Source organism: Salegentibacter sp. Hel_I_6 (assembly GCF_000745315.1).
GTDB lineage: Bacteria > Bacteroidota > Bacteroidia > Flavobacteriales > Flavobacteriaceae > Salegentibacter.
The window spans coordinates 1475807-1500272 of the sequence record NZ_JQNQ01000001.1 but is presented as its reverse complement, the minus strand read 5'-3'; the positions used below and the strand labels follow the sequence as shown (position 1 = coordinate 1500272).

The window sequence follows — 24466 nt, the reverse complement described above, 5'->3', positions numbered from 1 at the left end:
ACATTGTTGACTAAACCGGTTTTTGCTTATATCTAAATTTTTTTAGTTTAGATATGCCAGTCGTTACGGTTTTCCGTAATCAACTTTTAATAAATATCTTTAGCTTTAGAAAATTGGGTTTATGAAGTATTTTAGTAGGGATATTACTTGTTAACTTTCATTTGAAAAAAATCGTTTAAATGACTGAAAGAGAAATCAGAAAATATATTGACCGCCTAAATAAGGGAAAGGTAGGTGAATCAATTTTCACCCGACAAATAAACAAATACGTTGATGTTGCTAAGGTATGGTCGGAACAACCAAAAATCACAGATGACATTATTGGGAATTCCGGTTCATACAGGTTCTTTTTCTTAAAAAATGAATTACAGGAATATGTCGGGGCTGTTCTCGACATGTACAACGATTTACATTGGTACATAGTTCCTAAACACAGAAAGAAAGGATATTTGACTACAGCATTGAGGGAAGCAATTCTTCCTTATATTTTTTATGATGATCGAGAAGTTCAAAGATTAACTATTGATTACAGAGCAATAGGAGATAAAAATTATTCAGGCTCTAAAGGTGTAGCTATCAAACTTGGATTTAAAGCAATTAACGAAATAGAAACAGAATTTGAATTAAATAAAACTCAGTTTAATTGGAATAATGAAAATCTCAATGAAACAGACTCGGATATTAACCCGGATAGGTTTGAAGAATTAAGGCGAAGAGCATTTTTTGCTTATAAAACACTTTCTAAAATTAGTGATGAGCTTTTAATGTCTGTTGATGATGATAAAGAACTAAAAGAAGTTGCAGATGAAGTGAGAAATTATACGTGGAAACTTGAAGATCTTGAATGGGAAAAAATGAAAAGCTAAGAAAGTATAAAAACAATCCTCAAACCTGTCTCGGATTGAAGCTCCGTGCTCGCCTTTTCCGGGCTTCCATAACTATCAAAAATTTGGTGATTACTAAATATACCAAATTGATTTAAATGGTGATATTTGAAAAAAGAATACAAAATTAAAATGCTCTTTTATGCTTCAAAGTAACCCAACCAAGAAAGGGACAGGAATAGAATTATGGGGTGATTACCGTGACTTAACAAGCCTGTATGAAACCATTCACAAAATAGGAGAGCGGTTAAATGAATATAAGAAGGAAGAGAAGGGGCAGGCAGATATAATAATGGGCTTTGCTTATGAGGTTCGAAAAGCTTTCCAGCATTCCAGGTTAAAAGAAAAGTTTGTTTTTGATTCGGAAAATAAGGTTGAATATTTAGGCTTTAGATACCTGTGGATAGACTTACTTTATTTAATTTCCGTTCTTCGCTATAATGCAGGTTATGTAGTGTTGGATGCCCTGGATCAGGCAAATCTTTATATCCTTGAATATAATTGTAAGAAAGCCTTATTTGAATATGATCCCCAGGGCGCACAACAAATTCAACTTTTCATAGGTCAAAAAATTGATATACATAATAACCTGGTTTTTTTAGTGCTGCAGGGTATTAATATAGAATATTTGAGCAAGACCCCGGGAAAAAGAAGATTTCGTGGTATACCCGATTTATTAATTGCTTATTCCCAATTTTCACCGGCTTATAAAATGTGGAAGTCTGATATGGAAAGTAGGGCCAAAGAATTAGGTTGTAAAGTAGACCAATTAAATTACGATGATTACCCTGAAATAGTTTGGTAATCGTTAAGTAAAAACCAGCTCATCAGATAGAATTGATTTTTATAATCTACAAAACTATCTAAAGCTGCTTTTAAAGCCTAAAACCGTCCCATAAGGAACTGCAATCCAAAGCCGCATTTAAGGCATATAAGATAAGTCTTATACCATCACCAGGGAAATGCCATCCGAGGCTGAATATAAGACTTAAAGTTTCAATTACTCAATTTAAAAAGCGAATGCTTGCATAACATCTTTTCGGGGAGATTTTCTTGTATCTTGGGGTATTCTGGAAACACTCTCCTCCGCGGCAAATATAATTAAGCCCCGCCTCACACGGAGCTTAGTTGCAGATTAATATCAGATAACGCCGTCCTTATTAGCCGAAAGTTGCCCCCATCATCTGCCAGGTGTTGGCCACTCCTTAACCGCTATCTTCAACTTGAATTCAAATATAATGATTTTTAGAACAACCAGATTTTTACGTGGTTGGTTCCAAACCAATATACTCTAAATTCTCTTAATTTTTCCTAAATTGTACCACGCTTAACAACTCCCTACACCCGTTAAGCCTATCAGGTTTTGCTGAAAATAGGTAAGAGCTTGATATTTAATTAATTCAGCCAAAAAATTCAATGACCATAACGCATACCCAAAAGCTTACCCTCTCTAAACTCGAAGGCCTCTTGCTTAATGCCTGTGACAGCCTGAGGGGTAAAATGGACGCTTCTGAATATAAAGAATTCATCTTCGGAATGCTCTTCCTCAAACGTGCCAACGATAAATTCGTGGAACAACGCAACCGGCTCCGAAAGGAATATGAAACAAAAGGCTTCCGCGAAGACCTTATCGAAAAGCAGCTAAGCAACCCTGCAAAATACGATTACTACGTACCGCCAATCGCCCGGTGGACGCTTACTGAAGAGGAAAAACAAAAACTTCAACAGGGATCTGATGAAGAGCTTCGAAAATTTAAAGGTATCCTTCATCAGAAAAAAGATGTAGGCTCTGCGCTTAACAAAGCCCTGCACGCAATTGAAGAAGCCAAGCCGGAGGTGCTGGAAGATGTATTGAAAAGCATCAACTATAACCGGAAAGTTGGAAAGAAGACCATAGACGATGCCCGCTGGGTTGATTTTATTGAGAAATTCGATAAAATTCCTTTACGTGATGAGGATTTTGAATTCCCCGATCTCCTTGGTGCGGCCTATGAATTCCTGATTAAATATTTTGCCGATAGCGCCGGAAAGAAAGGTGGCGAGTTCTATACGCCTTCCGAAGTGGTGGGTTTACTTACCCGCATCATCGCCCCGCAACAGGGAATGAGCATCTACGATCCCACGGTTGGCTCGGGCGGGATGCTTATTCAGGCCAAGGATTATGTTTCTGAAAATGGAGGCGACCCCCGGGATCTTTCTCTGTACGGACAGGAAGACAATGGTACCACCTGGTCTATCTGTAAAATGAATATGATCCTGCACGGGGTACGCAATGCCGATATCCGTAATGACGATACGCTGAAGAATCCTGATCACACCGAAAACGGGCGCTTGATGAGCTTCGATCGTGTTATTGCCAATCCGCCTTTTTCGCAGAATTACTCCAAAAAGGAAATGAAATTCCCTGAGCGTTTTCACACTTTTATGCCTGAAAATGGTAAAAAAGCCGACCTGATGTTCGTGCAGCATATGCTTAGCGTACTTAAGAATGACGGAAAAATGGCGGTGGTTATGCCCCACGGGGTGCTTTTCCGCTCGGGTGATGAAAAGGAATGCCGTGCGGAATTCCTGAGACGCGGTATCCTAGAAGCCGTGATTGGAATGCCTTCCGGACTCTTCTACGGAACAGGAATCCCTGCTTGTGTGTTGGTCTTCGATAAAAAAGAAGCCAAAGACCACAAGGAGGTGCTTTTCATCAATGCCGACCGGGAATACAAGGAAGGCAAGAACCAGAACAAACTACGGCCCGAGGATATTGAGAAGATCACTAATGCCTATTTCTCTAAAGCTGAAATTTCAAAATACAGTCGACTCGTAAAGCTGGAGGAAATTGAGGAAGAAGTTTACAACCTCAACATTCGCCGTTATGTAGATAATTCTCCCGAAGCCGAACCTCAAAATGTAAAGGCGCACCTTAATGGTGGAATGCCGGCCGATGAGGTAGACGTGCTGGAAGCCTCCTCTAAGGCAATGCTGGGGATGAACAAAGAACTTTTTGTAGCCCGGGATGAGGAGCTCTATGATTTTGCTGAAAACCTTACTTCTAAAGAAGAGATCAAGGACTTTATTGAAAACAATCCTAAAGTAAAAGAGCTCTATCGCTTGTATGAGGAGAAAGTTTTATCCTGGTGGCAAAATGTACAGGATGAATTTGAAAACCTGCCCCACTCGGGTAATGCTGCCCTGCTGCGCAAAAAAGTGATGCCTTCTGTTATTGCTGAATTAAACCAACTCAACGCCCTGGACGAGCACGAAATTCGTGGAGCTTTTGCCGGTTTCTGGGATGACCTGAAAACTGAATTCAAATCGGTCGCGGCGAGTGGCTGGGGTCCTGAACTTATTCCAGAAATGGATATCCTTCAGAGCCAGTTTCCCGATGTTCTGGCACAAATGGAAGAAGATCGCAACAAGATAGCCGAACTGGAAAGCCTCTTTGAAGCTGCTGAAGCCGAAGATTATGAAGATGAGGAGGAAACAGGAATTTATTCCAAAGAAAATTTAAAAGGGCTCAAAGGCCGACTCAAAGAACTCAATGCCGATGTACGTACTTATAAAAAACAGCTTAAGGAATACCAGAAAGCCTTAAGCACTTTACTAAATGCAAATGGCGATGCTGCGGAAATCAAAGACTTAAAACAGAAAATAACCGACCTGGAAGAAAAGATCCCGACGGCCAATAAGCGCAAAAAAGCAATTGATGCCCAACTGCAAAAGCACAGCAAGCTGGACAAAGAACTAAAGGACCTGAAAGCCGGTATAAAAGCTACCGAAGCCAAAAAAGATACTTTGTTAGAAGCCGCCCGGGAAAAGATCACCGAAGCCGAAGCCAAAGGCCTTATCCTGGAGCGTTGGCTGCAACTCCTTCAAAACCGTTATAGCAATTATGTAAAAGCTTTCGTGAACGAGTATATCGCTACGGTGCAAAACCTTCACATCAAATACGCGGTTACCTTAAAAGATATTTTAGAGAAACGCGACCGGGAAGCCGAACAGCTGAATAACTATTTAAAGGAGTTGGGCTATGAGGGATAGTTGGACGGAAGTAAAATTAGGTGCTGTTTGTACAACTTTCGCAGGAGGTACGCCCAGTAGAAGTAACCCTTCTTTTTATAATGGTGATATTCCTTGGATTTCCTCTGGAGAAGTCAACCAAGCTACTATTACAAAAACATCAGAGCATATTACAGAAAAAGCACTGAAATTATCCAGTGCTAAATGGATACCTGAAAACGCTGTGTTAATGGCAATGTACGGAGCAACAGCTGGTCAGGTTTCTAAATTGAAGATTAGAGCTACATCAAATCAAGCTGTCTTAGCTTTAATTCCCAGGAAAGATGATAATGATTTTATATATCATCAACTAAAATTACGAAAGGAAAAAATTTTATTCTTTGCCCAAGGTTCAGGTCAGCCTAACTTGAGTAAAAATTTAATTGATTCAACTTTAATTCCTTTACCTCCTTTACCTCACCAACGTAAAATCGCAAAAATTCTCAACACGATAGATGCGGTGATTGAAAAAACGGAGGCGGCCATTGCCAAATATAAGGCCCTAAAGCAGGGAATGATGCAGGACCTCTTTACCCGCGGCATAGACCCCCAAACCGGCAAACTCCGCCCCTCCCAGAAAGACGCACCTGAGCTTTATAAAGAAACCGAATTGGGGTGGATTCCGAAGGAATGGATGATAACCAATCTTGAAAATTCGGCGAATTTAATAACAGATGGTGCTCACTTTAGTCCTGTACCACAAGAAGATGGTTTACCTATAGGGAATGTGAAGGATATGACTTCATATGGGTTTAATTATGAAAAATGCACCAAAATTAAAAAGGAAGTTTTTCGGGAGTTAAAAAGACAAAATTGTTCACCAATTAAAGATGATGTTCTTTTATCTAAAGATGGTACCATTGGAAAAGTCATTTTATTTAGTGGAAGCAGAGATATAGTTTTATTGTCATCTATTGCAATTATTCGTCCCTCAAAAAAAGTAAATCCGGAGTACTTATCTTTTGTATTACAGTCAGGGTATTTCGATCTTGAACTTTACAAATTAGTGTCCGGAAGTGCCTTAAAAAGAATCACCTTGAGAGATATCAAAAAAATGAGGATGCCATTTCCTCAAAATCTTGAAGAGCAATTCGAAATCAGTAAAAAATTAAACAGGATTATGTCTTTAATTCATAAAGAACAAACCAACCTCTCCAAGCACCAAAGCCTTAAAAAAGGCCTGATGCAGGATTTGTTAACCGGGAAAGTGGAGGTTGAGGTTTAAAGAAATATATATGAGCAAAAAATTACAAAATTTATATAGGCACTTAATTAATAACCGAAAGCACCACCTTATTGGCTGGTACAAATCATATAAAGATATCACCGGTGCTGTTCAAAAGGTTAAGACCGCCCTGGAGAATTCTGAAAATAGCATAGATCTAAATTCTAAAGAACTTTACGCGGAGACTTACTATTCCAAATCTGATAATCCCTACGACGTATTTATTAAGGATTTGGTTTATGAAAAATCGAATGGGGTTTCTTCCCGGGGGCAATCGGTACTTAGTAAAGAAAACTTCAATTCTTTTAAAGAAGACTCCCTGTTCAGAGAAACCATTAAGGAAATAATCCTGCAACCCGATTTTACCGGCTTTGAGAAGCTTAAAAAATACTGGAGTGACCGTGAGGTAGGTAACAATCCGGTATTAATAAATAGGATAATGGGGGCTGCTACCCTTGATGTTACCACTACTGTAGATAACGGCAAGTTTGATCAGGTCTTTAAATGGTTACAAGATCGTAACCTTATTCCAACATACAACGCCACAGAAACAGATTGGTTCCATAAAAATAAATATGCTATAAGTGAAATACGGGAAGGCTTAAAAGACCTTTGGAATGATGATGAGGTTGAAATAGACGATCACTGGATAGGGCTTTTTTACTGGGAAATATATACAAACCTATCCAATCCCTTTAGCCTTAAAAAACAGGTAGTCAAATATGGTGCTCCCGGCACTGGAAAAACCTATAATGCCAAAAAGACTACTGAATTACAATATGAGCTTTGGTGTGGTGAAATTGAAGCCGGTTCAGACATCACTTATGATGAATTAGTAAAGGTAGTTCAGTTTCATCCATCCTTTACTTATGAAGATTTTATGGAAGGCTTACGTCCCACTATAGATAATCAGAACCAAACCCAGCTTGCTTTACAAAATGGTGTTTTTAAAGATTTGTGCATTAAAGCGGGTAAATGGGAAAAGGATCTTATTGAGCAAAAAATAATCAATAAAAACCGTAAATGGGAAGACCTTAAAGTTGAAGACATTCATTCCTATAAAGATAAATTAAATGGAGTTCATTGGGAATTCATCTTTAATGCTGATCCAGGAAAAAAACTGGAATCTATAGTCCCTCCCTTTTTTATAATTATCGATGAAATAAACCGCGCAGAACTAAGCCGGGTTTTCGGTGAATTGATGTATTGCTTAGAATATCGTGGTTATGAAGGTATGATCAAAACTCAATATTCCCACTTAAATACTGATAGTACAGGAATGATTAAAATAGGTGAAGAATACCGGTTTTTTGTTCCTAACAATGTTTTTATAATCGCCACGATGAACACCATAGACCGAAGTGTGGAAAGCTTTGATTTTGCTCTGCGTAGAAGGTTTAGGTGGGAAGAAGTACAACCCGATACTTCCATTTTGAGATATCACCTCACTGAAAATACCGATAAACCTCATTTTAAAAATTGGAGTGATTTAGCGAAAAATCTTGAAAACTTAAACGATAACATAAGAAACCAGGAACTTCTTGGGAAAGATTACTGCATAGGCCACGCTTACCTGTGGAACTTGAACTACGCAGAAAACTCATCGGTTTCTGAAGTGAGGAAAGCCGTTTGGGAGGATAATATTCAACCCTTATTGCAGGAATATCTTAGGGGAACCGGCAGAGAAGCTGAATTACTTGGGAAATTTAAAAAATCCTTTAGCCTGAACTAATGGGGAAATGGTTGTATAACATATTAAAGGAGGGAGAATTAAAGGATAATTCATCTTACCAGGCAGTGGATGGTATGTTTTCTAATCATTTTCAAAATATGCATACCCCTTTGTGGTTTAAAAGAAATTACAGAACTCACGCCCGTCAATATGATGAAAGAATATGGGATTTTTTGCTAAATATTTCACTGAGTTCCTCAGAAGCACTTAAAAAGCTTACCAACACTCAATTTATAAATGAGGGCTTGTACGAACATAATTCAAGTGATCCATTTATAAATTTAAAAGGTAGAGACGCAAGGAACTTTCATCTAAGCACCGGAAATATTGTAGGCTTTGCCAAAGCTGGAGACTATTCAATTCAAATCTCTTCTCGCTTTGGAGATGATTTTCTTAAATACATCATTTCCGATGCTGATGGTTTCTTGGAAATTCAGGATTTCGGCGGTGAAAAGAAAGATTACAATGGCTTTGAATGGCTGCTTATATACCTCTGGAAAATCAAATTAAAAAAAGCTTTTCGCCTCGGTATTCCAAAATCTTACATTTCTAAAACAGAAAGAACAACCAGGGTAAAAGGCCAAATAGATCCCCTTAGTTTTTATCTAAGTAGGGACGCTAAATATAAATGTACTTACCGGGAACATAGTTATATCAATGAAGTTACCGGCTTGATCGATGCGGCCTTTGATAAGTTGGGAACACAATCATTTCTTTCAGATATGCACCCCTTAAAATTAGCTTTTAAAACTGCTCTAGAGGGTAAGAAATACTCAAAACAGCAATTATATAACACGAAAGCCTTTACCAATCCTTTTTACCTCGAGTATAATGAGGTTATCGACTTAAGTCGGAAAATCCTTAAAGATGAAATATCCTCCTTTGGGGAGAATTCAGATACCAGCGCATTTTTATTTGATGTTTCAATGCTCTTCGAATATTTTATACACAAGCTTTTATTGAGAAATGGCTTCGCAATTGAAAGTAAATCGAAGGAAATAAAAATCCCAACCGGTCAACCAGGTTATCGAAACCTTGAACCAGACATAGTCTTTGAAGATAACGGCCACACTTATGTCTTTGATGTTAAATACAAAAATTTCGATGGTAGATTTGGGGTAAAAAGGGAAGATCTCTTCCAGTTGCATACCTACATCGGGCAGTGGGGAAACAAAAGACAGATAAAAGGTTGTGGGTTCATTTATCCTTTAAAAGAAGAGAAGTTCAATCAAATGTTTTCAGCAGGGGAAGGTATTACCACTCAAAGTCTGGAAATAATGGATAATGAAATACCTTTTCATATAATATTCCTAAAAATCCCCGAAGGTGATGGTAAGGATTTTTATTCAAAGATGAAGGAGAGTAGTGAAAAGTTCATCCGGAATATGCAATCAGTATTACAAAAACCGGATTTAAAACAATTAAGAAAGGTTAGCTAAAACAACTATTATGTCTGAATACCACTTCGTAGAAAAACCCTTTTTAGAGCAGTTGGAAAACCTGGGCTGGACGAGTATAGACCAGGGCTTCGGTATTCCAACCGATCCTGCAAAAAGTCTGAGGTCTTCTTTCAGGGAAGTGGTATTAAAAGATACCTTTTTAAACTCGGTTCGTAAGATCAATAAAGCTAACGGTCGGGAATGGCTCACTCCCAATCAGCTGGAAGATCTGTACCACGAACTTACAGATCATCCCACCAAAAACCTGATGGAAGTCAACAAAACGGTTTTTGAATTATTGCTAAATGGCACCTCTGTAGATGAAAATGAACTCACCGGCGAAGAATTTCCTAAGGTGCAGTTTATAGATTTCAAAAATCCACTGGAGAATTCTTTTATCGCCATCAACCAGTTTCGCATTGATACCCCGGGCTCGCCCAAAGGCTTTGTGTTACCCGATATCGTCCTATTTGTAAACGGTATCCCTTTGGTAGTGGTGGAATGTAAAGATCAGAATCAGTTTACCGCTAATCCACTCACCGCAGCCTATGAGCAGTTAAGAAGATACAGCAATCAGCGCATCGAAACCCACGAAGCCGGCCTAAAAGAAGGCGAGGAAAGGCTGTTCCATTTCAATCATTTTTGCATTGCCACCTATGGCGAGGATGCCACTTACGGCACCCTAACGGCCACCGATCAATATTACCTCAACTGGAAAGACATACATCCGGAGCATTTAAAAGACTATGATGCACCCCTTGGGAAAGAGCGAATGCAGGAGAAACTTATCCAGGGAATGCTCTCTCCTGAAAACCTTCTGGATATTCTGCAAAACTTCACCCTCTTTATGGAAATTGGGGAAAACAAGGAGATCAAGATCGTTTCCCGTTACCAGCAGTTTAGAGCGGTACAAAAGATCAAAGACCGGTTGCTGAATGGTGAGACCCTCGATGAGCGTTCCGGAGTGATCTGGCATACCCAGGGCTCTGGGAAATCGCTTACTATGGTCTTTCTCATCAAGAAACTTCGCAGTGTTCAGGAGCTTAATGATTACAAGGTGATCATAGTTAACGATCGTAACGATCTGGAAGTTCAGCTTGGAAAAACCGCAAACTACACGGGAGAGAAAGTAGATTACATTAGCAGAATTGAGGAGCTGAAACCAAAACTCTCTTCTGAAGCTTCCAATATTACAATGGTAATGCTTCAGAAGTTCCAGGAAAAAGAAAAAAATAAACTGCCGGAGTATATCCTGGACCGCGTGGCAGAACCCATCTCGGAATTTAAAAATTTCGGAGTGGTAAATACTTCAGAAAGGATCCTTATCCTGCAGGATGAAGCCCACAGAACCGTGAACTCCGATTTGGGAGATAACCTGTTTTCAGCCTTTCCGAATGCCACTAAAATAGCCTTTACCGGAACTCCGCTTATAACCGACAGACATAAGACTAAAACCCTGCAGCGCTTCGGAACTTATAAAGAGTATATAGATAAATATAAACTCCAGGATGCAGTAGACGATGGCGCAACCGTTCAGATCCTTTACGAAGGCAAAACCGCCGATACTGCCCTCAATGAAAAATCTGAATTCGATCGCAAATTCGAAAACCTCTTTAAAGATCGTACTGAAGAGGAACTTCTGGAGATCAAAAAGAAATACGGTACCTACGGCGATATCCTCGAAGCCGAAGAGCGCATTAAGCTTATCGCCAACGATATGGTGCGGCATTATGAGCGCAATATTCTGGATGATGGCTTCAAGGCCCAGGTGGTGTGTTCTTCTAAAATAGCTGCAGTACGCTATAAAAAATACATAGATCTCGCCCTGCAAAACCGGATTTCAGAAAAGGAAGAAGATGAAACTTACGATTCCGAAAAACTAAAACTGCTTAAGTTTTTGAAATCGGCCGTGGTGGTATCCAGTGATGATACCAATGAAGAAGCGGTGATCACCCAGGCACGAAAGGAAGCTAAAGCGATGAATGCTGTGGAGAATTTCAAAAAGAAATTCAATTTTGAGGAATCCTACACGGGGATTGCTTTTATGGTGGTGTGCGATATGCTGCTTACCGGTTTCGATGCTCCCATCGAACAGATTATGTACCTGGATAAAAAACTTCAGGAACACAACTTACTTCAGGCCATTGCTAGGGTAAATCGTGTACACCCCGGAAAAAGCAGGGGTTATATTGTAGATTATATCGGACTAACAGAAAACCTTCGTGATGCCCTGGCTATTTATGCCGGAGAGGAAAGTGATGAGATTCTTGATGGTTTCCGGGATATTTCTTCGGAAGTACCCGTTTTGGAAACCCGTTACCGGCGTTTGGTTCAATTATTTTCAGAAAACAAAATTCCTGAGATTGAAGATTTTGTGAATCAGCGAATAAAAGATAAAGTCCGCGAATATCAAATCCTTGAAGACTGTATTGAATTATTGGATGATATAAAACTTAGAGCCGGCTTCACCAGCTACTACAATACCTTTCAGGAAAGTATGAATGTCATTCTGCCTAATGAAGCCGCTACCCCATATAAAATACCGCTAAAGCGATTTGCTTATCTGCTGAGTAAGGTAAAAGAGCGGTATAAAGATGATACCTTAAATATTAGTGGAGAAGGAAATAAGGTAAAACGCCTGGTGAACGAGCATCTTATAAGTCTTGGAATTAATCCTAAGATTCCGCCCACTGAGCTCTTCTCAAAAGAATTTCAGAAGGAACTCGATAAAAATAAGACCTCCAAGGCCAAAGCCAGTGAGATGGAACACGCGATGCGAAAACACATCAAAGTGAATATGCAGGACGACCCGGTATATTACAAAACGATGAGTGAAAAACTGGATAACATCATCAAAATTCACTGGAATGATTGGGATACTATCCTGAGAGAAGAAACCAAACTTCGCGAGGAAATGGCAGCCGGTAGAAAAGAAGGTTCTGTAGAAGGCATTAGCCTGGAAGAAGCACCTTTTTATGATTTGATCCTGCATACCGCCTATGGCAAGGATGCCAGTGATGAGATAAAGCTGCAATTAAAGCCTATCATTAAAGAAGCTCTGCCGCTCATTAAACAAGAAATCAGAATATCCGGTTTTTGGAAAAAGGGAGAAGAAGTTAAAAAGCTTGGTGCAGCCCTGGAAGACATTATTTATGCAATTGCCGGAGACCTTGATCTGGACCCGGTAATAGAAAAAGCCGGGAAAATTTCAACTGAAATGCTGGCCCTGGCCAAAATAAGACACTCAAGATTAGTAAAAGATGCCTGAGTATAAAGACATATCCTACGCCTTAAAACGCAGTAAGCGTAAAACCTCTAGTATTTATATTGAGAGGGATGGGAGCATTTCGGTTATGGTACCCGAAAACCTGAGCGATACTCAGGTGGAAGATATGCTGGAGAAAAAACGCTTCCAGATCTACAAACACCTGGCCGATTGGGAAGATGCTAATTACAACCGTGTTTACCGGGAATTTGTTAGTGGTGAAGGTTTCTATTATTTGGGCAGATCTTATAAGTTGGAGATTGTTAATGAGCAGGAAGTTCCTCTTAAACTTAAAAATGGTCAATTCCAGTTGCGAAAAAAAGATCTGTCAAAGGCCAAAGAAGTTTTTAAAGAATTTTATCGCGAGAAAGGAAAAACAAAGATTCTGGAAAGAGTAAAATTCTGGCAGGAAAAAATAGGGGTAGCCCCAAAAGAAGTTAAGATTATGGAACTGCAAAACCGCTGGGGCTCCTGTACATCTCAGGGCAATGTGAATTTCCACTGGAAAACCATAATGGCGCCTCTAACGATAATAGACTATATCATTGCTCACGAATTAACCCATTTAATCCATCCAAACCATTCTGAAGCATTCTGGAACGAGCTGGACAAAGTAATGCCAGATTACCACCGGCATAAATCCTGGCTTAAATTAAATGGGGCAGGAATGGATTTGTAATTATTGAATTTATCTCTTAACTAACCATAGGTATCATCTAAAAATTGATGACACTATCCAAAGCCTCATCAGCTTCTTTATGAATAAAATTCGCTTGATAATTTATGGTGGTAGTTACCGAGGAATGGCGGTAGAGTTTTTGTAACATTTGAATTGGAATTTTATCGCCAGAAATATTCCCGAAGCTGTGACGGGCGATATGCATGCTCATTTTTTTCTTAATCTCTAGTTTTGATGCCACCCTTTTTAGGAGCCGGTTTAGGTTTCTGTTTACACTTTGGGTTCTAATAGAAACTCTATGGGTATCTGATAGGTCTGTGTCTTTGAGATAATCAAAAATCAAATCCTGTAGGGAATCTTTCTTTCGATACTGTTTGAATATAGCCTCAGCCTTTTCTGGTGTTTTAAGGGTTACCAATTTACTGTTTTTGTTCATTCGGTACATTAACCTTCCATCATTAAAATCTGACCATTTTAATTTTAATACATCACCTACCCTGATCCCGGCAAAATAAAAACTGATAAGCCATACATGCACGGCTTTTTGCTGAGGTTCTGTCAGATCGGCGGCATTTTCCAGGCGTTGTATCTCTTTAAGGTTTAAACCAATTTTCTGGGTTTCTGGAATTTTGATCTGAATTTTTCCTTTTCCGAAGGGATACATACCTCTGTCAACTAAAGATTCAGATATGGCAAGATTGTAAATAGTTCGTATTAAAATCAGATAGTTCACTACCGTACGCGGTGAACGCTTTTTATCATGAAGTAAATAGGCTTCAAATTTTTTAAGAAGTGAAACAGTTATCTCATTAAAACCTAATTCGTTTTTCTTTATAAATTTTTTTAGCTTTTTTAAGCGACCTACCTCAGTATCATATTGATGATGTCGATTCCTGTTTTTTAAATTTTCCAGATGCTTATCTGCAATTTCAAAAAAATCGACTTTTTTATTCTGTGTGATTTTCCTTTTTATGGATCTAACGTTTTGGTATTCTTCACTGCTTTCAGCTTCGAGAACTTTCTTATTTGCTTCGGCAATTTTCGATATAATAAAATTGTTGATGTAATTGGCATTAGGATGTTTTTTCCTCACACACCTATTTGTTTTATCCCAGTATTTTTCTTCAATATATTGACCGGTACCCAGAAACGTACTTTTTCTGTCTTTTGTGATCCTAATTGCTATCGGAAATTTATTTTCTGAGTTCTTTTTTTTGCGTAAAACTGCTCTAATGGTTGCCATAATAAATACATTGAATTATAAATATAGTGAATTATGGGTACAACATAGGTACAACATTTATTAGTTTAAAGCCTTATTTTTTAATATTGAAAAATATTGAAATAATCGTAAATCATTGAAAAACAGGTATTTTAAGTGTATTTGAAGGGTGGAGGTTGAAAACTCATAACCCGAAGGTCACTGGTTCGAGTCCAGTTCCCGCTACTAGCAAAGACAAGGCTTCACAGAAATGTGAAGCCTTTTTTTATTTCATATAGTACAGAATAAGTACAGAATTGGGATCAAGGATCAAGCCTAATTGTTGTGTTTAAGCAAAAATTGTAGTTAATCTCTCTCATATTCAGGTATAGTTTGCATCATATAATTTCCTTATTGTATTTATAAATCTTAGTTTAGTATGATCGATTATAATAGGTTTTCAAAAAAATGAATTAACTGTCCTATGAAAAGAATTTTATTTCTTCCCTTGTTTATATTATTTTTTCAGGTTTATGGTGTGTTAGCACAGGAACAAATTCCTCACTTAAAACAAGTTGGGAATAAATACCAGCTGGTGGTCGAGGAAAAACCCTTTCTAATGCTGGCAGGAGAACTTGGAAATTCTACAGGGACTACTATGGAATCTATGGAGCCGGTTTGGCCCAGGCTTAAAGAGTTAAATCTCAATACTGTTTTACTGCCCATTTATTGGGAGTTATTTGAACCTGAGGAAGGAAAATATGATTACCAGTTAATAGAAGATTTAATTCTGGAAGCAAGAAAACATGATCTCAAACTGGTAGTCCTTTGGTTTGGTGCCTGGAAGAATAGCATGTCTAGTCACGTACCATCCTGGGTGAAATTAGATCAGAAGCGATTTCCACGCGCTATAAGTAAAGAAGGGGAGTTACAGGAGATTCTCACACCTTTTTCCGATAATAATTTAAGGGCAGATTTAAAGGCATATCAGAACCTGCTTAGGTTCATTAAAGAAGTAGATAACTCACAACAAACAGTAATCTTAATGCAGCCTGAAAATGAAATCGGAATGCTACCATCAGCAAGAGATCATCATCCTTTGGCAAACCAGAAGTTTAAGGAAAAAGTCCCTGGGGATCTCATGGATTACATGGTTAAGAATAAAGGGACATTAAATTCTGAATTTTCTAAAATATGGAAGAATAATGGTTCTAAGATGAATGGTAGCTGGGAAGAAATCTTTGGAAAAGGACTGCATACAGATGAAATTTTCATGGCTTATTATTTTGCTCGCTTTGTTGATAAGGTAACTGAAGCTGGAAAAAAAGAATATCCATTACCCGCTTATGTCAATGCGGCACTCAATCGTCCCGATGTAAAGCCGGGAGATTATCCAAGCGCTGGGCCGCTTCCTCATATTCTTGATGTATGGAAGGCAGCATCTCCTAATATCGATTTCTACGCTCCCGATTTTTATAACCCGAGGTTTAAACACTGGAACGATTTGTATGTGAGACAGGGGAACCCTTTGTTTATTCCGGAGCATAATTTTGATAATACCGTAGCAGCAAAAGCCCTCTTCGCCATTGGGCATTATGAGGCCCTAGGATTTGCTCCATTCTCTGTGGAACAATTACCCGATGAGCCATTAACTCCAAAAGAACAAAAGCTGGCTCAGGTTTATGAAATAGTTCACCAAATAAAACCGATTTTAGAAGCAAACAAAGGGCAAAACCGAATAGAGGGGGTTTTATTAGATAAGGAAGTAAATGAAATGACATTTAGATTGGGGGACTATGAATTTACCGCAGAGCATACCTTTAATTTAGGTTGGGAACCCAATTCGGGTGAGGATATTTGGGAGCCAGCTGCAGCAATTATTGTTCAAACAGCTGATAATGAGTTTTTCTATGCGGGATATGGCGTTTCTCTAAAGATGAAAAACCTGGAAAAACCTAATTCCCGGATAGGAATTTTAAAAACAGATCGCGGATATTTTGAAGAAGGAAAATGGAAGGTTTTTCAGCATTTAAATGGAGATCAAACCCATCAGGGAAGGCACATTCGTTCTTTTATTGATGATGCTTCTATACAGAGGTTTACTTTATATGAGTATAAATAAACAGGTAGTCTTAGATTTGACTAAATACACAATTCAGCTATTAGTAAATTGGCTCTTAGTTAGGATTTCTCCTATATATTTGTCAAATTATAAATGGTTTGTAGATTAAATTTTTATGGTGAGAAATAATAAAAGGTGGTAATACCTCTGATATCATGAAGTCCGTAACTCAAATTATTTTATTGTTATTTCTAATGTTCATCTCATGCAGCAAAAAGAAAACAATGCCCGAGCTTCTAAAAGAAACAGCCGATAATCAGTTTTTTATATCAGATAATATTTATGCATCCACAGTAAGAATCGCCTATTTCGATAGTCTATCCAAAGTAGGCCCTGAAAATCAAAAAGAACGCTATCAGCTTAAAAAAGCAGATGTATTGCTTTATGCGGGCAGGACAAAAGAGGCGATCAATATATTAGAAAATTTAAGGAAAAAGAGTGAAAATGGTGCTTTACGGTATAAATTAGAGGCCTATGAAGAAGAAAAGATAGGGCCGCAGTTAGCACTTGCCTATATGCGATTGGGGGAACAACAAAATTGCATACATCATCATGATGCTTCAGCATCCTGCATTATTCCAATTAAGCCAGAAGGCTATCACCAGGTTCCGGAGGGTTCGAGAAAGGCTATTAGTTTATATGAGGAATTCCTGAAACAGAATTCTCATGATTATAATAGTCGCTGGCTATTAAATATTGCTTATATGACCCTGGGAGAATATCCTGAAGGTGTTCCGGAAAAATGGTTGATTCCGGAAAGTGCGTTCGAATCGGAATTTCCATTGAAGAAGTTTGAAGACGTAGCTCCAAAATTAGGACTTAATGTTAATGAATTATCTGGAGGCGGTATAGTAGATGATTTTAATAATGATGGGTTTTTAGACGTAATAGTTTCCAGCTGGCTCCCTACTTATAATTTACGCTATTTTATAAATAATGGGGATGGTACTTTTACAGAAAAAACCGAAACTGCAGGTATTCAAAAAGAAACAGGAGGTTTGAATATAATACAAGCCGACTACAATAATGATGGTTTTCTGGATGTATTTGTTTTACGAGGCGCCTGGATGGGAACTTTAGGCAAACACCCCAATTCCCTTTTAAGAAATAACGGTGATAATACTTTTACAGACGTTACTATTGAAGCCAGTTTACTTTCTTATCATCCCACCCAGACCGCAACCTGGGCCGATTTTAACAATGATGGATGGATAGATCTATTCATAGGCAATGAATCGGAAAAAGATGATATAAATCCTTCTGAATTATATATTAATAACAAAGATGGTACTTTTTCTAACCAAACTTCCAGCGCAGGACTTACTGTTAGCACCGCTCAGGAACCTTATTTTGTAAAGGGAGTAACCAGTGGAGATTTTAATAATGATGGATGGGTAGATTTATATGTCTCAACGCTTCAGCCCTCAAGTAAGAATTTATTATTTATAAACCAGGGGATTGATGAAACAGGTAACATTAGTTTTATAGAATCTGGAGCCGATTTGGGATTAGATGAGAATATATCGAGTTTCCCTACCTGGTCTTTCGACTATAATAACGACGGATGGATGGATATCTTTGTAGCAGGATATGAAAGGAGTGGTTTTTATACCATTGTGCCAGATGTGGTTAAAGAATTTCTAGGAGAATCAAATAGAGCAGAAACCATGCGACTTTATAAAAACAATGAGGGCGTATTTTCTGATGTTTCTGCTGAAGTTGGATTGAATAGAATAGGCTATGCTATGGGTGCCAATTATGGTGATCTAGACAACGATGGGTATCCAGATATTTATTTAAGCACCGGTGAAGTAAATTTCGAATCGATTATTCCCAACAGGGTTTTCAGAAATAATGCTGGAGAACAATTTCAGGATGTTACTACTGCAGGAGGATTTGGACATATTCAAAAAGGTCATGCGGTCTCATTTTCCGATATTGATAACGATGGAGATCAGGATATTCATGTTGTTATGGGTGGAGCCTACGAAGGAGATAACTTTTTTAATTCAGTTTATATAAATCCCTATCAGGATGAAAATAACTGGATTACACTAAAACTAGAAGGGACAAGGGCGAATAGGGCAGGTATTGGTAGCAAAATCGAGATTATAGTTGAGGAAGAAGGTGCTAAACGGTCTATATTCCATACTGTAGGTTCAGGAGGGAGTTTCGGCAGTTCTACTTTAAGAGCACAAATAGGATTAGGCAAGGCATCAAAGATAAACCAGGTTAAAGTGCTTTGGGCTGGCAGTGGTACCAAGCAGTTGTTCAGAAACCTGAGGTTGAATACGTTCTATAAAATTACAGAAGATAAAGGAGAAGCAGAAAGATTGGACATTCAGCCAATTGAATTACAGTAAATCAAAATTGGTGATTTTCTTTACGCTGTTTAAAGGAGCTCAACACTTCAACTCTTTAAATTTAAAATTTTGCGGTATTCTTTTAAATAAAAATAGGCCATCTAAATTCATTTTTAGACAGCCTAATTTTTTGAAAAGGAAATTTAAACTAAATGCTTATTTTCCTATTGAGGGGTATGCAAATATTAATTAATAAGAATTTGCAATAATTGACTCATAAAGCTCTTGCTTGCCACTTATTTGTTTTGGCTCACCAAGCTCTTTAGCTATTTTGCTAATTTCTTCAAGAGAAAGATCTCCTTTCTCAAATTTGCTTCCGTTACCACTATCAAAAGAAGCGTAACGATCTTTTCTAAGCTTCTTGTAGTTGGTGTTCTGTAGTACGTTGTCTGCAGCGATAAGTCCGCGTGCAAAAGCATCCATACCAGCAATATGTGCTATAAATTTATCGTCAAGATCGGTAGAATTTCTTCTAACTTTCGCATCAAAATTGATTCCTCCACCTTGAATTCCTCCACCTTCAAGAATTACCAACATAGCTTCGGTTACTTCATAAACATCTATAGGAAATTGATCAGTATCCCAACCATTTTGGTAATCTCCACGGTTGGCATCAATACTACCCAGCATATTCGCATCTACAGCGGTTTGTAATTCGTGCTGAAAAGTATGGCCTGCCAGCGTAGCATGGTTTACTTCAATATTTATTTTGAAATCTTTTTCCAGGCCGTAATTCTTTAAAAATCCTATTGAAGTAGCAGTATCATAATCATACTGGTGTTTTGTTGGCTCCATAGGTTTTGGTTCAATAAGGAAATTTCCTTTAAAACCTTGTTTTCTTGCATAATCACGGCAAGTAGTAAGGAATTGTGCTAAATGATCCTGTTCACGCTTCATATCGGTATTTAAAAGGCTCATATAACCTTCACGACCTCCCCAGAATACATAATTTTCACCATTTAAAGCAATGGTAGCATCTATAGCAATTTTTGCCTGTGCACTGGCACGGGCTACCACATTAAAATCTGGGTTAGTAGAAGCACCATTCATATACCGTGGATCGCTAAATAGATTAGATGTTCCCCACAATAATTTTATTCCGGTTTCCTGTTGCTTTTGTTTAGCGTAATCAACCATAGTTTCCATACGCTTTTCAAATTCAGAAAGCGAAGAACAGTCGTCCACTACATCTATATCGTGAAAACAATAGTATGGAATTCCCAGTTTTTCAATAAACTCAAAAGCGGCGTCCATTTTATCTTTCGCACGGTCTATTACGTTTTCCTTTTTATCCCATTCAAAAGTCTCAGTCTCGGCACCAAAAGGATCTCCACCTTTGTTATTGAACGTATGCCAGTAAGCTACAGCAAATCTTAGATGCTCTTTAAGCGTTTTGCCTGCTACTACTTTATTCTCATCATACCATTTGTAAGCCAAAGGATTTGAACTCTCCCTGCCTTCAAATTTGATCTTATCTATTCCTTTAAAAAATGTGTTGTTACTCATAATTTTTATTCTTTAATTTTAATATTTTGTTTCCATTCCTGATAAATCTCCTGATACTGCTTACTTAATTTTTCTTCAGGTTCCATTCTTTCCAAACACTCTAGGCTGCTAAAAGCTTCGTCCATTTCTTTGTAAAAGCCATAGCCTACAGCTGCGCCACGAGCTGCACCCTCGGCACCAGAGGTGTTGTAAAGTTCTAGAGTAGTTTGAGTCGTGTTTACAAAAATTTCCCGAAACACTGGACTTAAGAACAGGTTGTCCTTTCCCGCTCTTACTACTTTGCCTTCTATACCTATAGATTGCATCACTTCAAAGCCATAATTCATGGCGAAAACAATCCCTTCGCAGGCAGATCTTATGAGGTGTGCCGGTTGGTGAATATTATAGTTAAGGTTTTCTATGCCTGAATTCACTTCTTTATTGCTGAAAATACGTTCTACACCATTTCCAAAAGGATAGAAGCGAAGGCCTTTACTTCCCGGTTCTACTTTTGCAGCTTCTTCGTTTAATTTCTCGTAAGGAATAAGTTCTTCCCTTCCCACTGAAATTATTTTACGTAGCCATTGATAAAGAATACCTGAACCATTAATACATAAAAGAACCCCATTATGTTTAGCTTTTTCGGTGTTGTTAACGTGTAAAAACGTATTCACCCGGCTTTCAGGATCAAAAGTGTTTTCTGAACTTACTGCGTACATGACTGCAGAGGTCCCAGCGGTGGTAGCAATATCACCAGGCTTTAAAGCGTTAAGTGAAAAAGCATTGTTAGGTTGATCTCCAGCCCGGTAATTTATTTTTGTGTCGGGATCAAGTCCAAGTTCATTTGCAATATCTGAACTTACTGTAGCCTGGTCTCCAAAACTCGGAACAATTTCCGGGATAAAATCTTCGGAAAGCCCCATTTTGTCTAAAACCTCAGTTGCTAATTTTCCTTTTGAAAAGTCCCATAAAGCCGCTTCAGATAAGCCTGATGTACTTATTTGAGGAACCCCGGATAATTTAGCCGCAATATAATCCCCGGGAAGCATCATATAAGATGTTTTTTTAAAAATTTCGGGTTCGTTTTCCTTTACCCACTTTAACTTAGAAGCCGTAAAATTACCCGGGCTGCCTAATATTTGATTTTGGCTAATTTCTTCTCCAATAGCTTTATAAGCCTCCTCTCCAATTTCAACGGCACGACTATCACACCAAATTATAGATGGCCTAACCGGATTTAAATTATTATCGGTTAAAACAAGTCCGTGCATTTGATATGCAATACCAATTCCTTTAATTTTTTTAAGGTCGACTCCTTTTTTGTTTTTAAGAATATCAAACCCTTTTTTCAAGTTTTCCCACCAATCTTCTGGGTTTTGTTCTGCCCATCCAAATTTTGGGGCCGCGATCTCCATTTCAAATTCGGGAACTTTAGCCGAAGCTATAGTTGTTCCTTTTTCAGCATCTAATACCGATAATTTGATTGAAGAGCTTCCTAAATCTATTCCTAAAAAATACATATGCTTAATTCTTATTTTAAATTTATTTTGATGCCCAAATATGTTCCATTTCTTCCAGGGTTCTTCCTTTGGTTTCTGGCACAAATTTCCAAATAAACAAGCCAGAAAGAATCGCCATTATCCCGTATATCCAGTATGGAAATCCATTATTGAATAAAGCAATTAATTCAGTATTATTATTCATCATTGGGAAGGTCCATGAAACCATTAAATTCGCAAGCCATTGTATTGCGACGGCAACAGCCATAACACCTTTTATAGAATTTGGGAAAATTTCTGAAAGTAATACCCAAACTACAGGACCCCAGGACATAGCGAAAGCGGCGATATAAAAAAGCATAAACATTAAGGCAGTAATACCGGTGGTTTCCAGATATAAGGCAAAACCAAGTCCAATCATGCTAAGCGCCATAACGGCACTACCTATCATCATTAATTTTTTACGTCCAAACTTATCTACAGTAGAAATCGCTACTACGGTAAAGATCATATTAATGGCCCCTACAATAATTGTTTGTAGCATAGATGCATCGGTCTCCATACCCATTCCCCTGAAAATTTCGGGGGCATAATATAGTACTACATTAATCCCAACAAATTGTTGAAATATGGATAGTAACAAGCCTATAATAACCACCGTGCCCCCAAAATAGAGCCAGTGTGCTTTTTTCTTACCAAAAGATTTTTTGATCTCAGCTAAAACACCGGGGGCTTTTTCTGGCCCGTTCAAATTGCTAAGAACTTTAAGTGCATTTTGGTCATTCCCTTTCATCACCTGGAACCTTGGGGTTTTAGGAACTAATAATAAGGCGAGAAAGAAAATAGTCGCGGGAATTGCTTCCGAAAGAAACATATACCTCCACCCGATAGTATTTATCCAGCTTTCTGGTTGACCCTGAACGATAAAATAGTTAACAAAATAAACTACCATCATCCCACTTACAATAGCTAGTTGATAAAAACTAACCAGTTTACCGCGTATTTTAGGCGGTGCCATTTCAGCAATATAAAGCGGTGCTAGCATACTTGCCAAACCAACTCCCATTCCTCCTACAATCCTGTAAACAATAAAGGCTGAAAGGGAATCCCCAAAAAAGATATTCATGGTATCTGGATATGCAGAACCTATAGCTGAAAGTACAAAAAGCGCAGCCGCTACTAACAAGCCATTACGGCGACCCAGTGAATTTGCAACATTATCACCCAGTGAAGCCCCTATAATACAGCCAACCAGGGCACTACTTACCATAAAGCCAAGGATTGAATTTTTTAAGTTTTCTGTTAATACTCCCGGTAGATTTAGAAAGTAAAAATAGAAAGCCGCTCCTCCTATTAAAACAAAAAGGCCAATGATAGTAAAAGCTTTCCTTTTACTAAAGAATTTGAGAAGAAACGAACTAAATAAAATGACAAGTGCCAATACACAGATGCTGATAATCACTTTAAATTGAAAAATAGCTGAAACTGCTAACTCCTTGTCGGTTTCTAAAGCTCCTACAAAATAATCTTCGAGGGCTCCTACAGCCCCAGAAATAACGGCGGTGTCATAACCAAAAAGTAAACCCCCAAGGCTGGCAACTATGGTGATTAAAACAATCCCACTTTTATTGAAATTTGACATTTATAAGTATCTTATGGTTTAATTGACTACAAGTATAGAGATTTTTTTTTATATTAGCAATTTACAAGACTTAATTAAAGTAGGATTGTAAAAAAATAGACTTAATATTATTGAAATCTCTATAAAGATACTTACTACTTACACTTATGAAAAACCCCTTGCCCTTTCTCCCAACAAATGATCTTTTGGAATCTGAAGTGATGAGTTCCATTACCATTGACTGTTGTGTTTTTAGCTTTGAAAAGGGAAGCCTGGAAGTTTTATTAGTACAGCATGGGGAAGGTATTAGTAAAGGAAAATGGGGATTACCCGGTGGATGGATAAAAAAGGAAGAAGATGTAGACGTAGCCGCAGATAGGTTGCTATCTGAGCTTACAGGGGTAAACGATATTTATTTGGAACAGGTGAAAACTTTTGGTAAGCCAGATAGATTTCCCTTAGGTCGGGTTATTACCGTAGGTTATTATGCCCTTATAAATAGGGAGGATTTTAATGTGAAAGCTGGCTTTACAGCCTCAGAGGCTAAATGGTATCGGGTAAAGGATATTCCAGATCTTATTTATGATCATAATGAAATTTTGCAAGCCACGCTAACCCGTTTGCGGGGAAAAGTAAAACGTGCTCCTATTGGTTTTAACCTATTACCAGAAAAATTTACGTTACTTCAATTAATGCAGTTATATACAGAGATACTGGATGTTGAAATGGATAAAAGCAATTTCAGAAGAAAGTTTTTGAAAATGAAACTTCTGCAAGATGTAGGGGATAAACAGCAAGGGGTTTCGCACAGAGCTGCAAAATTATACAAGTTTGACGAGGAGATTTATAAAAATCTAACCCGGAAGGGCTTCAACTTTGAATTTTAATTTTTTCAATTTAA

At 38.1% G+C, this 24466-nt stretch carries 15 protein-coding genes; 11 read left to right on the top strand and 4 right to left on the bottom strand.

The annotated features are described in order from the left end of the window. Window positions 1-179 precede the first annotated feature (179 nt). The 8 genes from FG27_RS06560 (at window position 180) to FG27_RS06525 (ending at window position 13274) form a co-directional block, all read left to right on the top strand. Window positions 180-866: a hypothetical protein gene (locus FG27_RS06560; RefSeq protein ID WP_037317085.1), complete on the top strand. Its 687-nt coding sequence runs from the start codon at window positions 180-182 to the stop codon at window positions 864-866. Between the two features lie 160 nt (window positions 867-1026). Continuing rightward, window positions 1027-1689 (top strand): hypothetical protein, encoded by a 663-nt coding sequence (locus FG27_RS06555; RefSeq protein ID WP_037317082.1) that lies wholly within the window; start codon window positions 1027-1029, stop codon window positions 1687-1689. Window positions 1690-2300: 611 nt separating this feature from the next. Continuing rightward, window positions 2301-4916 carry an N-6 DNA methylase gene (locus tag FG27_RS06550; RefSeq protein ID WP_037317079.1) on the top strand — a complete coding sequence of 872 codons (2616 nt, stop codon included), beginning with the start codon at window positions 2301-2303 and terminating at the stop codon, window positions 4914-4916. After that, window positions 4906-6159: a restriction endonuclease subunit S gene (locus tag FG27_RS06545; RefSeq protein ID WP_051935780.1), complete on the top strand. Its 1254-nt coding sequence runs from the start codon at window positions 4906-4908 to the stop codon at window positions 6157-6159. Before FG27_RS06550 ends, FG27_RS06545 begins: the two co-directional genes overlap by 11 nt. 10 nt (window positions 6160-6169) lie before the next feature. Further along, window positions 6170-7891: an McrB family protein gene (locus tag FG27_RS06540; protein WP_037317076.1), complete on the top strand. Its 1722-nt coding sequence runs from the start codon at window positions 6170-6172 to the stop codon at window positions 7889-7891. Further along, complete coding sequence (locus tag FG27_RS06535) at window positions 7891-9330, top strand: hypothetical protein (protein WP_037317073.1); 1440 nt, start codon at window positions 7891-7893, stop codon at window positions 9328-9330. The genes FG27_RS06540 and FG27_RS06535 overlap by 1 nt, the downstream gene beginning before the upstream one ends. A gap of 10 nt (window positions 9331-9340) precedes the next feature. After that, entirely contained in the window at window positions 9341-12598 is a 3258-nt protein-coding gene (locus tag FG27_RS06530; protein WP_037317070.1) for a type I restriction endonuclease subunit R, read from the top strand. Beyond that, a complete protein-coding gene (locus FG27_RS06525; RefSeq protein WP_037317067.1) occupies window positions 12591-13274 on the top strand; it encodes a M48 family metallopeptidase in 684 nt (227 codons plus the stop codon). Before FG27_RS06530 ends, FG27_RS06525 begins: the two co-directional genes overlap by 8 nt. Window positions 13275-13311: 37 nt before the next feature. Here FG27_RS06525 and FG27_RS06520 read toward each other — a convergent pair whose 3' ends face one another. After that, window positions 13312-14517: a site-specific integrase gene (locus FG27_RS06520; protein ID WP_037317065.1), complete on the bottom strand. Its 1206-nt coding sequence runs from the start codon at window positions 14515-14517 to the stop codon at window positions 13312-13314. A 442-nt stretch (window positions 14518-14959) separates the two neighbouring features. On the opposite strand from FG27_RS06520, the gene FG27_RS06515 reads away from it, so the two are divergent. Next, complete coding sequence (locus FG27_RS06515) at window positions 14960-16597, top strand: DUF5597 domain-containing protein (RefSeq protein WP_037317062.1); 1638 nt, start codon at window positions 14960-14962, stop codon at window positions 16595-16597. 224 nt (window positions 16598-16821) lie between these two features. Next, window positions 16822-18960, top strand: coding sequence for a CRTAC1 family protein (locus FG27_RS06510; RefSeq protein WP_051935779.1), 2139 nt, complete (start codon window positions 16822-16824; stop codon window positions 18958-18960). A gap of 189 nt (window positions 18961-19149) precedes the next feature. On the opposite strand, the gene xylA is transcribed toward FG27_RS06510, so the two are convergent. The 3 genes from xylA to FG27_RS06490 are packed head-to-tail and all read right to left on the bottom strand — an operon-like array spanning window position 19150 to window position 23586. Then, window positions 19150-20466 carry a xylose isomerase gene (xylA, locus tag FG27_RS06500; RefSeq protein ID WP_037317057.1) on the bottom strand — a complete coding sequence of 439 codons (1317 nt, stop codon included), beginning with the start codon at window positions 20464-20466 and terminating at the stop codon, window positions 19150-19152. Window positions 20467-20471: 5 nt separating this feature from the next. Continuing rightward, window positions 20472-21965 (bottom strand): xylulokinase, encoded by a 1494-nt coding sequence (locus FG27_RS06495; protein ID WP_037317054.1) that lies wholly within the window; start codon window positions 21963-21965, stop codon window positions 20472-20474. 22 nt (window positions 21966-21987) lie between these two features. Beyond that, the gene (locus FG27_RS06490) at window positions 21988-23586 is read right to left on the bottom strand and encodes a sugar porter family MFS transporter (protein ID WP_037317051.1); all 1599 of its coding nucleotides are present in this window, start codon (window positions 23584-23586) and stop codon (window positions 21988-21990) included. 146 nt (window positions 23587-23732) lie between these two features. Here FG27_RS06490 and FG27_RS06485 point away from each other — a divergent pair, with 146 nt between their 5' ends. Then, window positions 23733-24452 carry an NUDIX domain-containing protein gene (locus FG27_RS06485; RefSeq protein WP_051935778.1) on the top strand — a complete coding sequence of 240 codons (720 nt, stop codon included), beginning with the start codon at window positions 23733-23735 and terminating at the stop codon, window positions 24450-24452. The last annotated feature ends 14 nt before the right edge of the window (window positions 24453-24466 follow it).

What these genes read in the sequence shown, in the direction of transcription:
- FG27_RS06560 (WP_037317085.1), top strand. Translation starts at nt 180, where the DNA reads ATGACTGAAAGAGAAATCAGAAAATATATTGACCGCCTAAATAAGGGA.
- FG27_RS06555 (WP_037317082.1), top strand. Translation starts at nt 1,027, where the DNA reads ATGCTTCAAAGTAACCCAACCAAGAAAGGGACAGGAATAGAATTATGG.
- FG27_RS06550 (WP_037317079.1), top strand. Translation starts at nt 2,301, where the DNA reads ATGACCATAACGCATACCCAAAAGCTTACCCTCTCTAAACTCGAAGGC.
- FG27_RS06545 (WP_051935780.1), top strand. Translation starts at nt 4,906, where the DNA reads ATGAGGGATAGTTGGACGGAAGTAAAATTAGGTGCTGTTTGTACAACT.
- FG27_RS06540 (WP_037317076.1), top strand. Translation starts at nt 6,170, where the DNA reads ATGAGCAAAAAATTACAAAATTTATATAGGCACTTAATTAATAACCGA.
- FG27_RS06535 (WP_037317073.1), top strand. Translation starts at nt 7,891, where the DNA reads ATGGGGAAATGGTTGTATAACATATTAAAGGAGGGAGAATTAAAGGAT.
- FG27_RS06530 (WP_037317070.1), top strand. Translation starts at nt 9,341, where the DNA reads ATGTCTGAATACCACTTCGTAGAAAAACCCTTTTTAGAGCAGTTGGAA.
- FG27_RS06525 (WP_037317067.1), top strand. Translation starts at nt 12,591, where the DNA reads ATGCCTGAGTATAAAGACATATCCTACGCCTTAAAACGCAGTAAGCGT.
- FG27_RS06520 (WP_037317065.1), bottom strand. Translation starts at nt 14,517, where the DNA reads ATGGCAACCATTAGAGCAGTTTTACGCAAAAAAAAGAACTCAGAAAAT.
- FG27_RS06515 (WP_037317062.1), top strand. Translation starts at nt 14,960, where the DNA reads ATGAAAAGAATTTTATTTCTTCCCTTGTTTATATTATTTTTTCAGGTT.
- FG27_RS06510 (WP_051935779.1), top strand. Translation starts at nt 16,822, where the DNA reads ATGCCCGAGCTTCTAAAAGAAACAGCCGATAATCAGTTTTTTATATCA.
- xylA (WP_037317057.1), bottom strand. Translation starts at nt 20,466, where the DNA reads ATGAGTAACAACACATTTTTTAAAGGAATAGATAAGATCAAATTTGAA.
- FG27_RS06495 (WP_037317054.1), bottom strand. Translation starts at nt 21,965, where the DNA reads ATGTATTTTTTAGGAATAGATTTAGGAAGCTCTTCAATCAAATTATCG.
- FG27_RS06490 (WP_037317051.1), bottom strand. Translation starts at nt 23,586, where the DNA reads ATGTCAAATTTCAATAAAAGTGGGATTGTTTTAATCACCATAGTTGCC.
- FG27_RS06485 (WP_051935778.1), top strand. Translation starts at nt 23,733, where the DNA reads ATGAAAAACCCCTTGCCCTTTCTCCCAACAAATGATCTTTTGGAATCT.